This window comes from Actinomyces sp. Z5 (assembly GCF_003287795.1).
Taxonomy (GTDB): domain Bacteria; phylum Actinomycetota; class Actinomycetes; order Actinomycetales; family Actinomycetaceae; genus Actinomyces; species Actinomyces glycerinitolerans.
In genome coordinates, this window is sequence record NZ_QMIN01000113.1 from 1,642 (window position 1) to 17,124 (window position 15,483).

At 70.1% G+C, this 15,483-nt stretch carries 12 protein-coding genes; 8 read left to right on the forward strand and 4 right to left on the reverse strand.

The window, feature by feature from the left end:
- Positions 1-25: 25 nt before the first annotated feature.
- Positions 26-892, reverse strand: coding sequence for a sensor histidine kinase KdpD (locus tag DRB06_RS15170; protein WP_073330450.1), 867 nt, complete (start codon positions 890-892; stop codon positions 26-28).
- Between the two features lie 501 nt (positions 893-1,393).
- On the opposite strand from DRB06_RS15170, the gene DRB06_RS15175 reads away from it, so the two are divergent.
- Entirely contained in the window at positions 1,394-2,227 is an 834-nt protein-coding gene (locus DRB06_RS15175; RefSeq protein WP_073329758.1) for a glycosyltransferase, read from the forward strand.
- Here DRB06_RS15175 and DRB06_RS15180 read toward each other — a convergent pair.
- Positions 2,185-4,527 (reverse strand): hypothetical protein, encoded by a 2,343-nt coding sequence (locus tag DRB06_RS15180; protein WP_111820407.1) that lies wholly within the window; start codon positions 4,525-4,527, stop codon positions 2,185-2,187. The two genes, DRB06_RS15175 and DRB06_RS15180, sit on opposite strands and share 43 nt — an antisense overlap.
- A gap of 63 nt (positions 4,528-4,590) precedes the next feature.
- Here DRB06_RS15180 and pheA point away from each other — a divergent pair, with 63 nt between their 5' ends.
- Positions 4,591-5,547, forward strand: a complete 957-nt coding sequence (gene pheA, locus DRB06_RS15185) for a prephenate dehydratase (protein ID WP_073329765.1) — start codon at positions 4,591-4,593, stop codon at positions 5,545-5,547.
- A 19-nt stretch (positions 5,548-5,566) separates the two neighbouring features.
- Here pheA and DRB06_RS15190 read toward each other — a convergent pair whose 3' ends face one another.
- Positions 5,567-6,619: a diacylglycerol kinase family protein gene (locus tag DRB06_RS15190; protein WP_111820408.1), complete on the reverse strand. Its 1,053-nt coding sequence runs from the start codon at positions 6,617-6,619 to the stop codon at positions 5,567-5,569.
- A gap of 165 nt (positions 6,620-6,784) precedes the next feature.
- The gene (locus tag DRB06_RS15195) at positions 6,785-7,717 is read right to left on the reverse strand and encodes a hydrogen peroxide-inducible genes activator (RefSeq protein ID WP_108965521.1); all 933 of its coding nucleotides are present in this window, start codon (positions 7,715-7,717) and stop codon (positions 6,785-6,787) included.
- 187 nt (positions 7,718-7,904) lie between these two features.
- On the opposite strand from DRB06_RS15195, the gene serS reads away from it, so the two are divergent.
- The 6 genes from serS to DRB06_RS15225 form a co-directional block, all read left to right on the forward strand.
- On the forward strand, positions 7,905-9,179 hold the full coding sequence (gene serS / locus DRB06_RS15200; RefSeq protein WP_111820409.1) for a serine--tRNA ligase: 1,275 nt from the start codon (positions 7,905-7,907) through the stop codon (positions 9,177-9,179).
- A gap of 44 nt (positions 9,180-9,223) precedes the next feature.
- Positions 9,224-10,231: an HAD family hydrolase gene (locus DRB06_RS15205; RefSeq protein WP_083565718.1), complete on the forward strand. Its 1,008-nt coding sequence runs from the start codon at positions 9,224-9,226 to the stop codon at positions 10,229-10,231.
- The gene (locus DRB06_RS15210; protein ID WP_111820410.1) at positions 10,228-11,919 is read left to right on the forward strand and encodes an ABC transporter substrate-binding protein; all 1,692 of its coding nucleotides are present in this window, start codon (positions 10,228-10,230) and stop codon (positions 11,917-11,919) included. The genes DRB06_RS15205 and DRB06_RS15210 overlap by 4 nt, the downstream gene beginning before the upstream one ends.
- Positions 11,920-12,354: 435 nt before the next feature.
- The gene (locus tag DRB06_RS15215) at positions 12,355-12,585 is read left to right on the forward strand and encodes a hypothetical protein (RefSeq protein ID WP_073329779.1); all 231 of its coding nucleotides are present in this window, start codon (positions 12,355-12,357) and stop codon (positions 12,583-12,585) included.
- Positions 12,586-12,718: 133 nt separating this feature from the next.
- Entirely contained in the window at positions 12,719-14,848 is a 2,130-nt protein-coding gene (locus tag DRB06_RS15220) for a DUF6571 family protein (protein ID WP_111820411.1), read from the forward strand.
- Positions 14,849-14,918: 70 nt separating this feature from the next.
- The coding region (locus DRB06_RS15225; protein ID WP_146750925.1) for a hypothetical protein at positions 14,919-15,483 on the forward strand (565 nt) is incomplete at its 3' end.

Here is a 15,483-nt window from a genome sequence, read left to right on the forward strand (position 1 = left end):
AGTCCGGGGACGGGGTTGCTCGACGTCACGCTGGTGCTCCGTTCGTGGGTGCCGCGTCCGGCAGAGGTGAGCCGGAGACGGTGTCGGGGTGCAGCGGCAGCGTCAGGTAGACGGTCGTGCCCCGCGCGGCGATCGTATCGATGAGCACGCGGCCGCCGTGCGCCTCCATGATCCGCTGCGTCACCATCATGCCCAGGCCCGCGCCGCGGCTCGACGGCGCCGTCAGGGGGTTGGAGGTCGCATAGGGGGTGAAGGCGCGCCGCCGCTCCTGCCGGTTCATGCCGGTGCCGTCGTCCATGACCGTGATGAGGGCGTCGTCGGTGTCGGCGCTGATGCGTACCGTCACCGGCCGGCCGTCGCAGTGCCGCAGTGCGTTGGTCACCGCGTTGGCGACCGCCTGGCGCAGCAGTCCGCGATCGGCCTCCACGCGGACCGGGCGTCCGTGGTCCTCCAGGCGGATCGGGGTGTGTGCGGAGCGGCGCATCTCCTGGATGAGGTCGCGCACGAGGGCGCGTAGCTCGACGCGCTCCCGACGCAGGTCGCGGACCTCGTGGTCCAGGCGCGCCTCGGTCAGGAAGTCCTCGGCCATCTGGGAGGCGTCGCGGGCATTGTCGAGGATGGTGGTCACGAAGCGCCGCTGCACCTGGTTGAGGTCTCCGGGGGTCTCCTCGTCCAGCAGCTCCGCGGAGGCGCTGATCAATGCCAGGGGCGTGCGAATCTCGTGGGCGAGGACGTCGCGCGGGGTGCTGCGCCGCTGGGCCTCCTCCCGCAGGCGGGCATTGTCCCGGCGGGCAAGCGTCAGTTCCCGGCGCCAGCGTGCGGCCAGCACCGCGGCCGCGACGGCGGCGGTGGCCAGGGCCCAGCCGACGGCCACGTTGAGGAAGACGCTCATGAGTCCCATCATGCCTGTTCGTCTCCGCCTGCTGCGGGGCGGCGGGTAGCGGCGCGTGCACCCGGCCCCCGTGGATGCGAGTTCAAGCTGCGGATCCGCGGGCGGCGCTTTGGTGTCGGGGGTGTCCGCCGAGGTGTCGGGGCCGACGGTGGCCCCGTGGCCGCCGGGCGGGGCGGACGCGGGGAGACCGGCGATGGGGACCCGTCGCCTTTGACGTGTCCCGATGACTGCACCATGCCACCTTCCGACGCGCCGGAGTGTGATGGACGGCACAAAATTGCCGCAACGGCGAAAGCAAGACTTTTCTGTCGCGGTTACATGGTCGAGATCGGGACCGTTGTCCCATGGCGGACGTTTGACCTATATGGCGGTTGTCGGGGCTCCGTCTGCCTGGATGAGTACCGCTCACATGCCGACGCGGAGAAATGGGACTGTGACCCGAGGGTGGTGTCTTCGAGAACGACCTGCCGCCGATATGACTACCCTGGGGCTGTGAGCCCGATGCCGCCCTCTGAGTCGCACCCCGACCAGCTCCCTGACCAACGCGTTGCCGTGGTCATCCCGGCCAAGGACGAGGCTGAACGCATCGCGGGCACGGTGCGCGCCTGCCGGGCCATCCCGCGGGTCGACCTGGTAATCGTCGTCGACGACGGCTCCACCGACGGCACCCAGGAGCACGCGCGCGCCGCCGGCGCAGTAACGGTCCGCCACGCCGTCTCCCGCGGCAAGGCCTCCGCCATGGAAACCGGTGCGAGCGTCGTCGCCATGCGCGACTACGAGGACGGTCCGGCCCGACTGCTGATGTTCATCGACGCGGACCTGGGCGACTCCGCCGCCGCCTGCGCCGAACTGGTTCCCCCGATCGTCGACGGCGTGGCGGACATGTCCATTGCCGTCCCGCCCAAGCAGGCCGGGGCCGGTGGTCGCGGCAGGGTGGTGCGCGCCGCCCGCGCCGCGATCGCCTCCGCGACCGGCTGGGCCCCCGTCGCCCCGCTGTCCGGGCAACGCTGCATCACCCGCGATGCCTACGAGGCGGCCTCGCCGCTGGCCGAAGGCTGGGGCGTCGAAGTCGGACTGAGCATCGATGTGCTGGTCGCCGGCATGACCGTGATCGAGGTGCCCTGCGACATCACCCACCGCGTCTCCCGCAACGACCGTGCCGGGCGCCTGCACCGGGCCGCCCAGTACAAGGACGTGATGCGGGCGGTGACCTCCCGTCGTCTGCGGCGCGTGCGCGTGCCCGCCGACAAGCTCGACGCCGCCGCTGTCCACGACCAGCTGCCCTTCCGCGCCTACCGTGCCCTGGCTGACGCGGCCCCCGTCGGCGAGGCCTGACCCGGGCCCGAGAGCAGCAGCGCCGCGAGTGCCGGCAGGGCGGCGGCCGCCGAGAAGAGCAACATGGTGGGGCCGGAGTCGTTGACGAGCACCTCCACCACCACCAGCACCGCCAGTGCGCGCAGCGCCGGGGACAGCCAAGCCGGTGCGGGCGTCGTCGCCAACCAGGCGTAGGGGCCCCGCCCCGCCCGGGCCCGGCGCACCGTCCGCGGCAGCCAGCGGGCGACCGCCACGGCCAGCACCAATCCCACCGCCAGCGCCGCCAGCGCCAGCGGACTGGACCGGAACGGGCTCACCAGCGCGCCGGCCTTGCGCACCAGCGTGGTGCCGGCGGTGCCGTCGAGCACCTGGGCCACGAAGCCGCCCAGGTGTGTGCGTGAGCCGCTGGCGTAGTCCACCAGCGCGAACCCACCGACCACGCCCACGGTCACCGCGCCGACCCCCAGCCAGCGCCGCAGCCCCAGCCGCACGCCGGCCAGACCCGCGCCCAACGCCACCAGCGCCGGAATCAGTGTGAGCGCGCCGCCGACGTCGGCCCCCAGTTGCGGGGCCCCATCGACCGCGAGCGCAAGCACCCCGGGCACCGCCACCGCCGCCACGACGGCCGCACGCCGATGCCCACGGGTGGCGGCGAACCGGTCGGCGCCGACGGCCAGTGCCACCACCAGCGCCCCCGCCGCCAGCGCGAAGGCCGTATTCGACACCCCGTAGAAGCGCCCGGCCACCACCGCGTTCATCCCCAGCGGCCCGTTGAACCCCAGCGGTGCGCCCACTGCGGCATCGGCCAAGATCACCACCGGCGCGGTGGCGGCCAGCGCCAGCGCCGCGCCCGGGGCGCCCAGGCGCGGCATTCGTGCCAACAGCGCCGCCAAGCCGGTGAGCAGTCCTGCCCCGAGCGCGCCCACGAGGGCCGCCAGCGCCGGCGCCCAGGTATTCGCGCGCCACCAGGGCACCAGGTTGGCCAGCCAGATTCCGGCCGGCAGGGCGGTCACCCAGCAGGCCGCCCAGCCAAGCCGCCCCAGTGCCCCGCGCCGCGGGCGGCGCAACCCAAGGCCGACGGCGACCAGCAACACCAACGCGGCCGCCAGCAGCACCAGCGTCACCGGGATCACCGCGCGCTCGGAGGCGACGGCGTGGACGGCGTCGTCGGCCAGGGCGGCTGTGCGGTCGGCGCCCGCGGGGGAGTCGGGGTCGGCGGCGCCCGCGGAGGGGTCTGCGGCGCCGGCGGTCGGCGCGGTCGGCAGCGTCAGCACCCCGCCGCTCAGCCCGGAAGCGGCGACGGCGTCCCGGCCTGCGAGCGCCGCCAGCAGCGTGGGCGCCAGGTCGGTCAACTGAATCAGGCCGCGCCGGTGCGTGCTCGGACCGACCAGCAGCCCGCCGTCGCTGCCACGCGTGGATGTGGTTCCGGCTGGCAGGATCGCCAGCTGCGGGGAGGGGTCCTGCGGGTCGGCCACGGACACGACGACGACGCGCGCCGGCCCGGTCAACTCGCCAAGCGCCTGCGCGAGGGCCTGGACCGCCTGCGCCGCCCGTGACGGCTCGGTCGGCGCCGACGCCGGCCCGGTGTCCCCCGAGTCCGGTGTCCCCATGAGGTCTATCAGGATCAGGCCCGGTGCGGCGCCGTCGTCGGCTGCACGGTCGCCGGCGGCCCCGGTTCCGCTACCCGCCAACAGTGCGGCCGGATCGGCGGAGTCAGGCGGCCCGGCCGCATTGGTCAGTGCCAGTACGGCGCCGTCCCCGGCGGCGGCGTAGCTCACCCCGGCCGCCTCGAGCGCCGTCGCCAGCGTGCCCGGCTCGGCCCCGTAGCCGTCGGCCTGCGCCAACCGGGCGGCACTCGTCCAAGTGCCACCGGAACACGTCGTCGTGGCATGCAGGTGGGAGGCGTCGGCGCGGGCGCGCGTGCCCGCCCCCAGCGTCAACCAGCCATCGGCCGGGCAGCTGGCCTCCCCGACCGTGCGCTGGACCAGGTTGACCGGCTCATTCGCCGCCGCATAGTCCAGGACCGCGGCGGCGTCCGCGGCGACCAGCGGGTCGTCGGAGGCGGCGAGCTCCCGCACCGCGGTCCATGACAGTCCGCTTACCCCCAGCACGACCAGCGGCGCGGACTCGTTAGGGCTAGTCGAAACTGCAGCCGAGACTGCCCGCGCAGCGGGAGAGGCGGGCGCCGTCGTCGACTCCGCAGCGGCCGCCGCCGAGACCGGCCCCACCGCGCCCAGCACCACCCCTACCAGTAGCGCCAGCACCGCCCGGACGGCGACCGCACGCCGCGGCCGCCGCCGGATGCGCTGGGGCTCGATCATGCCGCCCAGCCTACGTGGGGCATTCGCGCGCGTCGGCGGCGAATCGCGGGATAGCCTGGCCCCATGACGACCCCAGCCCCCACCTGGTCCTTCCTCGGCCCCGGAGGCACCTTCTGCGAGTCCGCCCTGCGGCAGGTGGCCCCCCGCGACGTCGTCCTCGACCCCTGCCAGGACGTCCCCACCGCGCTTGACCGCGTGCGCGACCGCAGCGCCGTCGCCGCCGTCGTCCCCATCGAGAACTCGGTCGAAGGCGGCGTGAATGCCACGCTCGACAACCTCGTGGCCGGCGCGCCCCTGGTGATCGCCGCCGAAATGGCCGTGCCCATCACCTTCGTGCTGGCCGGTCGCCGGGGCACCCGCCTGGAGGACGTGCGCGCCATCTCCACCCATCCGCACGCCTGGGCACAGTGCCGCGGCTGGGTCCACCAGCACCTACCCGAGGCCGTCTACATCGAGGGCAGTTCGACCTCCGCGCCCGCTCGCGCCCTGGCGGAGGCCGACGACGCCGCGGCCGCCGCCCTGGACTACCAGGCAGTGCTGTGCAACCCCCTCGCCGCGGAGCAGTACCACCTGAGCATCATCGCCGGGGGCGTGGCCGACAACCCCGACGCGGTCACCCGCTTCGTCAAGGTGTGTCGTCCCGGGCGCGTCGGCGAACCCACCGGCGCCGACAAGACCACCCTGCTGGTGCAGCTGCCACACAACCGTGCCGGCGCCCTGTTGGACATGCTCGAACAGTTCAGCGTCCGCGGTGTGAACCTCACGCGCATTGAGTCCCGGCCCGTCGGCGACTCCCTGGGCCGCTACCGCTTCTCCATCGACGTTGAGGGACACATCCGGGAGGAGCGCGTGCAGGCGGCCTTCATCGGTCTGCACCGCACCTGCCCGTTCCTGCGCTTCCTCGGTTCCTACCCGCGCCTGGACTCGCTGCCCGTGGTGGTCCCCGCCGGCACGAGCGACAAGGACTTCGTGGTGGCCCGCTCCTGGGTCGCCGACGTGCTCGACGGCCGCACCCTCTGAGGGCGCGCCGCACCCTGGGCTATGCGGGGCGCCGCACCCGTAAGGCCCCGGGCTGCACGCGTACGCGGACGCCGCGCGTGGGGGCCACCAGGTCGCCGTCGACCTCGACGGCGACGGGCTGCTCCAGCCACACCGTCACCTCACGCCCACGCCGCAGCAGCACTTGGGCGGCACCACCGGTGGAGTAGGACGCCGGCCGCGGCGGCAGCACCTGCCGCGCCAACGACGCCCAGCCCCACAGACCGTACAGCGTGTCGATGGCGGCGACGTCGAGCAGGCCGTCATCCAGGCGGGCGTCCGGCAGCAGCGTGACCCCCGCGGGCAGCCGCCCACCGTTGGCGATCAGCAGGGTGCGTGCCAGCATCCGTTCGGTGCGCGGAACCTGCGGCGACGCCGGTGCCGCCGCATGTGCCTCCGGTGCGGCGGCGCTCGCGGGGCCGCTCGCAATCCTCAGCACCAGATTCAAACGGCGCTGCCCCAGGTTCTCCAGTGCCGCCAATCCGTATGCACCCCAGCTCAGGCGCTCCTTCAGGGCGGGGCGTGTGGAGGCCACCAGGCCGGCGTCGAAACCAATGCCGGCCACCACCAGGCACGCGTGCTCGCCGCCCAAGGTCGGCCGCGCCCAACCCTGCGGCGGCTCAGCGATGCCGGCGGCATGGCCACCGGCCTCGGTGCGTACCCACAACAGGTCGGTCGGTGCCGCGCGACCGCTTGCCGCGATGCGTGCCAGTTCCGTGTAGCGCCGCAGCGGTAGGCCGAGGTTTCGAGCGGCCAGGTTGGCGGTTCCCAGCGGCATGATCCCCATGTCGACGCCGGTCCCGGCCAGGCCCGCCGCCACGGTGCGCACCGTGCCGTCCCCACCCGCAGCGACCACTAGCCGGGCCCCGGAGGCGACCGCGAGACGAGCCTGAATAGCGCCGGTCTCCCGGGCGGAGGTCTCCAACCAGACGGTGCGGTAGCCGGCCGTATGCAGCGCCCCGCCGAGCACCCGCCGCACTTCCGACGTGGCGGCGGGCTTGGCGGGATTGATGACGACGGCGGCAACCGGCGCCGGGACGGTGCCGGCGGTCATAAGGCAAGGCTACCGGCCCGGCGACTCCGCCGCCCCGGTTCGGGCGGGGCGGCCACGGTTCGCAGCACGGGCCGCACTCGTATCCCGGCACGGATGAGGCTCGTTGCCGCCGTATCGACCGGTCTCGGCGCATCACTCGTGCCGAGACCGCGAATTGATGGGGCGTCAGGCGGGCACGTCGTCGGCGCCGGGCAGCCCGGCCTGGCGGGCAAGGCCGGTGATGACCCCGGCGAGGCGGGCGAAATCGGCGCCGCGCGAGGAGGAGCGGCGGTGTACCAGGCCGATGCGGCGGGTCGGCACCGGGGCGGCGAAGTGAGCAACGGCGTACTCCTCGCCGGAGAGCAGTCGCAGCGCCCCCTCGGGGATCACCGTCACGCCGACGCCGTGTGCCACCATCCGCACCACCGTGGACAGGGTGGTGGCCACGGCGGCCGGCGGGTTGGCGCCGTAGCGCTGACACAGGGCCAAGGTCTGATCGCGCAGGCAGTTGTCCTCGTCGAGCAGGAGGAGCCGCTGTTCGTCGAGCTCGGTGGGGACGACGTCGTTGCGCCCCGCCCAGGGATGGCCGGCGGGCACCAGGATGGCCAGCGGTTCGTCGTACATGGGGATCGCGGTGGCGCGGCGCAGGTCGACGTCGATGGTCATGATCGCGGCATCGAGGCGTCCCTGTCCGAGCATGTCGAGCAGGTCGCCGGTGACCATCTCCCGCAGTTCGGGGCGAAGCAGCGGCAGCTCGCGGCCGAGGCCATCCAGCACCAGTGGCACCAGGTAGGGGGCGATGGTGGGGATGACGCCCAGGCGCAGAGTGCCGGCCAGCGCAGCCCCCTGGTTGGTGACGGCTTCGTTGAATGCCTCGGCGGCGAGTACGGCCTCGCGCGCATATGGCAGCAGCGCCTGACCGAGCGGGGTGACCATCACTCGGCGCGTGGTGCGCTCGACGAGTTCGCCGTCGACGCGTTTCTCCAGGGCGGTGATCGCCTGCGACAGGCTGGGCTGGCTCACGCCCAGCGCCGATGCCGCTTCACCGAAGTGCTGGTGGTCGCATAGCGCGACGAAGGCCCGCAACTGGGAGAAGGAGGGGGGAGAAGTGCTGGACATGATGGGTCCCGAATGTAGGCGGAGATCCGGCCGGGCGGGCCGGGGATAGTCGTGGGGGGTGGTTTATTGGTATTGACTCTAGATCACGCGCGGATGGATCTCATGCCGTTTGCAGTCGGAGCTCGCGCCTGGGGCGCCCATACGGCGCTGACTGGCGGCAGGCCCACGTCTGGCTACACTCGCACCCATGATCGATCTGCGTGCGCTTCGTGAGAACCCCGAGCCCTTCCGTGCCAGCCAGCGTGCCCGCGGAGCCGACGTCTCCCTGGTCGACCGCATCATCGAGGCCGATGAGGCCCGCCGCACCAGCCTGGCCGGCTTCGAGTCCCTGCGGGCCGAGCAGAAGACGGTCTCCCGGTCGGTCGGCAAGGCCTCCACCCCCGAGGAGCGCGAGGTCGCCCTGCGCGGCGCCAAGGAACTGGCCGAGCGGGTCCGGCAGGTCGAGGCGTCCGCCAACGCCGCAGCCGCCGAACTGGACGAGCTCGCCTCCCAGTTCCAGAACCTCATCGAGGGCGCTCCCGCCGGCGGCGAGGAGGACTACGTGGTGCTGCGCCACGAGGGCCCCGCCCCGCGCGACTTCGCCGCCGAGGGCTTCGAGCCGGCCGACCACCTGGCGCTCGGCGAGGGCCTGGACATCATCGACACGCGCCGCGGCGCGAAGGTCTCCGGCGCCCGCTTCTACTATCTCAAGGGCTGGGGCATGCGCCTGGAGCTGGCGCTGCTGACCGCCGCCCTGGACAAGGCCGTGGAGCACGGCTTCATCCCCATGACCACCCCCACCCTGGTCACCCCACAGGTGATGGGCGGTACCGGCTTCCTCGGCGCCCACAGCGACGAGATCTACTACCTGCCCGCCGACGACCTGTACCTGACCGGCACCTCCGAGGTGGCGCTGGCCGGCTATCACACCGACGAGATCCTGGACCTGTCCGCCGGGCCCAAGCGGTACATGGGCTGGTCCACCTGCTACCGGCGTGAGGCCGGCGCCGCCGGCAAGGACACCCGCGGCATCATCCGCGTGCACCAGTTCAACAAGGCGGAGATGTTCTCCTACTGCCGCCCCGAGGACGCCGCCGAGGAGCACCAGCGGCTGCTGGCCATGGAGGAGGAGATGCTCGCGCTGGTGGGCCTGCCCTACCGGGTGATCGACACCGCCGCCGGCGACCTGGGCTCCTCCGCCGCCCGCAAGTTCGACTGCGAGGCCTGGCTGCCCACCCAGAACCGTTGGATGGAGGTCACCTCCACGTCCAACTGCACCACCTTCCAGGCGCGTCGGCTGTCCATCCGCGAGCGCCGCGACGGCAAGACCGCACCCGTGGCCACGCTCAACGGCACCCTGGCCACCACCCGCTGGATGGTCGCCATCCTGGAGAACCAGCAGCGTGCGGATGGGACCGTCGTCGTCCCCGAGGGGCTGCGCCCCTACCTGGGTGGCCTCGAGGTCATCGAGCCGGCCGCCTGACGTCATGCGCAGCGAGACCACCCCCGCCTCGTCGGCGCTCTGACATGTCAACCCGGAACGACGACGACACCCCGCTGATCGGCTCGGCCGCCTGGAACTCCCAGACGGTCGGCGTCTACGGGCCCGGATACGATCGCCCGCTGTCCCATGATGACTACCACGCGCTGGTGCGCGCGCGCATGGCCGACCTGGACCGCCTGGACGCGATCGGCGTCGACGGGACGGCGAACCTTGCCCCCGGTGGGCGGCTGATGGTGGCCCTGGATGTGGACGGCACCATCCTGGACCTGGACGGCGGCGTCTCCGAGCGCGTCATGGCGTCGATCGCCCGCATGCGCCACCACGGCGTGCAGGTGGTCATCGCCACCGGGCGCGGCATCTCCGCCGCCCTGCCGGTCGCCCGTCGCCTGGGCCTGACCGACGGGTGGATGGTGTGCGCCAACGGCGCCATCACGCTGCGGATGACCCCGGTCGCCCCGGGCGGCTACGAGGTCGTCGACTCGCGCACCTTCAACCCGGCCACCGCCATCGACACCCTGCTGGAGGCGGTCCCGGATGGGATCATCGCGGTGGAGGACCTGGGCGCCGGCTTCCGCGTGTCCCGGCCCTTCCCCGACGGGGAGCTGATCGAGAAACAGACGGTCGTGCCCCTGGAGGAGCTGCGTCGCGGTGAGGTCACCCGGGTGGTACTGCGGGCGCCGGGCATGCCGGTGGACGAGTTCAGCGCCGTCGTCGGGCGGGCCGCACTGCATTCGGTGGAGTACGCGGTCGGCTGGACCGCCTGGCTCGACGTCGCCCCGCAGGGCATCACCAAGGCCTCCGCCCTTCAGGCACTGGTGACCAGGATCGGCACCGACTCCGACCACGCCATCGCCGTGGGCGACGGCACCAATGACGTCGAGATGCTGCGCTGGGCGGGCGTCGGGGCCGTCATGGGCTCGGCGCCGCAGTGGGTTAAGGAGCAAGGGGATATCGTTACCGATACGGTATGGCACGATGGTTGTGCGGCCGTGCTGGACGCCGTTGTGGAACGAACCCGGAGGAGCTCATGAAACGGTCGCGGAACACCCTGCGGCATGCCGCCGCCCACGTCGCCCCGGCAGCGGCGGCACTGCTGCTGCTCACCGGCGGCCTGACCGCCTGCTCTAAGGGCGACGACGTCGACCCCACCGCCACCGGGACCGGCCCCTGCGCCGCACTGGCCGATTACGGGGAGTTCCCCGACGGCGCCACGGTCACCATCGCCACCGCCTTCACCGGCACGGAGGCGGAGCGCTTCGACGCCTCCGTCGAACAGTTCGAGGAGTGCACCGGCATCGACGTCGTCCAGAACGGTTCGGATGATCTGGAGTCCCTGCTGCGGCAGGCGGTCGGCGCCGCGGCGACTGGGCCGGAGGCCACGGACGACGCGGACGCAACCGGAGAGAAGCAGGTGGCTGCGGAGCTTCCGGACCTCGCCGTCGTCCCCCAGCCAGGCCTGGTGGGCGACCTGGCGCGCGCCGGAGTGCTGGTGGCCGTACCGGACTCGGTGGGCGCCAACGTTGAGCTCGGCTGGGACCGCGCCTGGATGGACGTCGGCTCGGTGGACGGGGTCTTGTACGCCGCGCCGCTGATGGCGTCGGTGAAGTCCTTCATCTGGTACTCGCCGGTCGCGTTCGCGCAGGCGGGCTACGAGGTGCCCGGCACCTGGGATGAACTTGTCGCACTCACCGAGCGGATCGCCGCCGACAATGCCACCGACGCCGATGACGCATCCGGTGGCGACGACGGTGACGGGAGTGCCGAGGACGCGGAAGCCGGCGACGCTGAAAAGGAGGGCGACGGGGCCGACGCCGTCGTCACCCCCTGGTGCCTGGGCGCCTCCGACGGCGACTCGACCGGCTGGGTCGTAAGCGACTGGTTGGAGGAGGCGCTGCTGGCCACCGACGGCGTCGGCGCCTATGACGCCTGGGCGAACCATGCCGTCGCGCTGGATGACGCCTCCGCGGTGGGCGCGCTGGACACGGTGGGCACCCTGCTCCTCGCCGATGGGAACGTCCCCGGCGGCGGCCAGCAGGCCGTGCAGACGAGCCTGGAGGAGGCCGGCGCGCAGCTTCTGGACGGGTCCTGCTACATGCTGCACGCCTCCTCCGGGTACGAGAACCTGCTGCCCGAGGGGGCGGAAGTCGTTGCCATCGGTGGTGCTCCGGGCTCCGGAACCACCACCGCTGCCGGTGCGGGGGCGAGCGGGTCCGCCGCGCCGGCGGAAAGCGCCGCGGCACAGGCCACGGCCTCCCAGACGTCCGCGACGACGGGTGGGGTCGTCTCCGCGTTCCTCGTCCCGGGGGTGGTCGATGACGACATCGGCACCCCGGTGATCGTCGGCGGCGACTTCCTGGTGCAGCTGTCCGCGGGCGCACCCGCCACCGGAGAAGCCGCCGAGGACGGGGCCGATCCCGAGGCCGTTGAGGCGGTCATGACGTACCTTTCCAGCGCCGAGTGGGCGCAGCGGCGCGTCGACCTCGGCGGTGTGGCCACCGCTAACCGGAGTGTGGATGCGTCACAGATGCGCTCCGACGTCGCCAGGCGCGCCACCCTGCTGCTGCAGTCGCGCCAGTCCGTGATCCGCTTCGATGCCTCGGACTCGATGCCGTCGGGGGTGGGCACGGACGCGCTGTGGAGCGCCCTGACCCAGTGGACCACCGGCGAACTGGACTCCAAGGAGGCGCTGGCCCAGGCCGAGGCCGCCTGGCCCGAGTGAGCGGGGCCGAGTGAGCGGGGCCGAGCCCCGGGCAGGCGGGCGGAGTCGGGTGCTCGCACTTCTCGTGTCGGTCAAGCTGTGATAACGTCCTGGTGTCTAACCCGTCCCACCGGGTCGTTGCGTGGCTGGGAGCGGGTGTGTTCCTGTTGGCGCGCCCGGGCCCTGGTCCGGGGGAAGGGGCCCTGAGCCAGCCATGTCATACAACTTCTACGCAGGCACAGCCGCTGATGGCGGCTTCGACGCCGACGACGAGGACGGTTCGTCAGACTTCCTACGGCGATGTTGGAGGTTTGAGCGCGTTCAGCGGTGGATTGGCAGAGGTGTGGTCCTCGCCCCTGGTTGATGACGTCGGTTCAGCGTTATGCCCACCAAGCAGTTATAAAGGGACGAAAGTGACGAGAGAGTCCTTGTTATACGTTAGGAAGGTGTTTTGTTGTGGCGGATGAGGAGAAGCAGGAGGCCATTGAGGAGCTTCGTGCGCTGGTGCAGGACTCCCGTGCGGAACTCGGTCTGGAGGATGGCAGCAACAAGGCTGAGACCTTGTCCCAGGATCTGTCGGACGCGTGGAAGTCGCCGAAGGCCGATGACTACGAGGACCTGATCAGCGAGATGGTGACCGCAATCTATAATGATTGGTACAACCTGGAGGGTGCGCTGGACACGTAACCGTACCACCCACTGGTTGTTGCCTGCTCATTGATGCGCCGGCGTATGGATGAGCCTCGGCATGCGTTGGTCGTACGCCTTTCGCGGCCGGCTACTCGACGGGATTGTTGGTCAGATCGTACAGGAGTGACATATGGCTTACGTATATTTACATGAGGAAGACCTACAGGCATTCATTGATTCCTTGAAGAGCTTCACCTCCTCGAATATTTCGGAGCTGGACTCCATAAGCAGGGCAAATACGGAGAGGGACGATCCCGCCGATATCCGCGACAAAGTCGAGTGGTGGGCACTCCCGCACGTGCGCATCGGTGACTTGTCACTAACGGCGGACGAGCTGCAGGTGCGGCTGAATCAGGCGGTGGAGATGAACTCCAACGGGATTACACCGATGGACGGTGATCTCATCTCCTACTACCTGCCCGACGGTGTAGAGGACACCCCGGCCAACGTCATGATCTATAACGGTGAGGCGGTAACCAATGGCGCGAAGGACGCCGAGGCCCTGCAGCAGGCTAGTGGCAGCCCCGATGGCGTGTCCGAGGACGGCCGCACCGTGGAGCAGGTCCTTGATGACATGGCCCGATATCAAGATGTGCCCGCCTACGGGGATGCGGTGGTGGCCACCTTCGGTGGAGTGGACTACTACCTGGACTTCGTGCTTAACCTGCAGTGGCACTACAACAGCGTCGACAAGGAAGGTGTTCTTCATGTTGACAGGGATGGTCTGGATCAGGCGGTGGACGTGCTGGGGCGGGTGCTGGCCTCAGCCACCAACTCCGAATCTACGCCTGAGGGCTACGACTCCTGGTCGGATGCGATGTATGAGTCGGTGACGGTCAAGGGGCATCGGGGGCGGATGTCGGCGCTGAACGCGCTGCTGGCCGCCGACGATGCCGTCTACGACACCAATACCCTGGTGGATCTGGCCGACCGGTTCGAGGACCTGTCCTTTGACGGGGCAGCGGCCAGCAGCACCCCGGACTCGCTACAAGGCTGGTATGACGACGATTACGGGGTGCGCTACGACGAGGGCAAGGCGCTGCGTGGTTACTCGATGGACCCCCTGTATGGGGTGACGATGGCCATGGGTAACAATCCCGAGGCGGCTTTCAAGTATCTCAACCCCGACGGTCAGATGAGTAACGGGCAGTGGGTGCCGGGGGAGCAGTCCAAGAAGCGGTGGGAGCTGTTGACGGGCCGCGAGTGGGACAGCGAGGTCGGGCTGGACGGTTTCACCGCCGCCATGGCGGGCAACTCCGCCATGCGCGGCAGCGACAATGCGGACACCGCCGCCGCGGCTACCTGGACTGTTGCCAGGTCCATGGAGTTCGCCGTCGACCAGGTCCCCTTCGCGAGCTACACGGAGGCCATGAAGGAGAACCTGTCCGTGGTGGTGGCTAACACCGCCGAGGAAGGCGTGAACATTGCAACGAGCGGTTCCACGATGGGACTAGGCCTGTACAGCGATGATGACAGCAAGACCGATGATGACGTCAAGAGCCTGTACACCACGTTGGTATACCGGCTCATTGACAACGAGAACGCCGCCGCTACCATCACCTCCGCATTCACCAGTGCCGCCATGGCCGACTATCCCAACATCACCACGCCAGGACAGTTAGAAGACAAGTACGAGAAGGTTGGGAACGTGTATGGGTACCTCAACGCCATCGGTAGTGAGCGTCTGACCGACCTCAAGAAGGCCTCGACGGCTGAGAAGAAGGCCGCCAGCGATGCCAAGGGCACCATGGTCAGTGTGTTTACCACTGTGGTCGGTGCCGGGATTGCCGGCCCAGGGGCGAAGCTGGCCTGGAGTGTGGGTACGACCGTGACCAAACCGATCATGGTCGACCAACTCGCCCCGGACGACCTGCCCGACGTTGACGGCCCAGTCACTCCCGAATCGACTCGCAGGGCATTACAGGCCCAGGCCTACGCCGAGGCGGTAAACCAGGGGCTGATCACCGATCCGGAGGCCTTTAGCCCCGAGTACCTCCAGGACAGTTCTGGCCAGCCGTACTCCTGGTACTCCACCGATCCCGATGGCACCACGACCTTCAACCTCGACAACCCACCAACCAGCGAACAGAAGGACGGTGTCCACGACTGGGCCAACGCCATCGGACCCGAACACGACCCCGAAGCCGCAGTCAGACACGCGAATCGTGGCATCAACACGGGTATCGGGGAAGGGCGGAGCCTGATCGAGGGGGATAGCGAGGAAGGTGAGGACCGTGCGATCACGATCAATAAGAGCTAGACGGCCTGGCCGCAGTCCGCGGAGCCGCGCCTGGTGTTGTGGTCGGGCAATCGTCGCCCTGTGTCTGACCATGTCCCTGGCTGCGTGCGGTCTTATGGATGGCTCGGATGATCCCACCCGTGCTCCGAGCACTCCGCTGGCGGATGAGATGATCTGTGGTGTTTTTCCCAACCAGGACCTCCAGGAGAGCCTTGGCTTTAACGCCTACTGGTACGACTACATGACTGGCCCCACATCGGATGTGAAGACCGGGGTGTCCGGTTACAGTTACCGCTGCGACATACGGTCTGCCGGTAAGCCCTTTGGGGTGCTTAAGCTCAGGTACGACATCGGCAGTCGAGTGCAGCCTAACGAGCGGCCAGCGTTGGAGTTCGATGATATTCCCGTTGAGTTTCCCGATACCGCCCGGGAGGTGACTTTCGAGGGTGTGGAGGGTGAGGGCTGGGTGTGGACCTTTGATGTCAGTATCTATGTGGCTTGGCGGTACAACGACAACCAGGTGCTGTTGGCCAGGTTGACTTATTGGGGGCCTGAGGAGGATCTGGATGAGCAGGTGGAGAGGTTCCACACGATCCTTGAGCCGGCCCTGGCCCAGATTCCCGAGTTGGCTTCCGCAACCCCCACCCACGTCACTG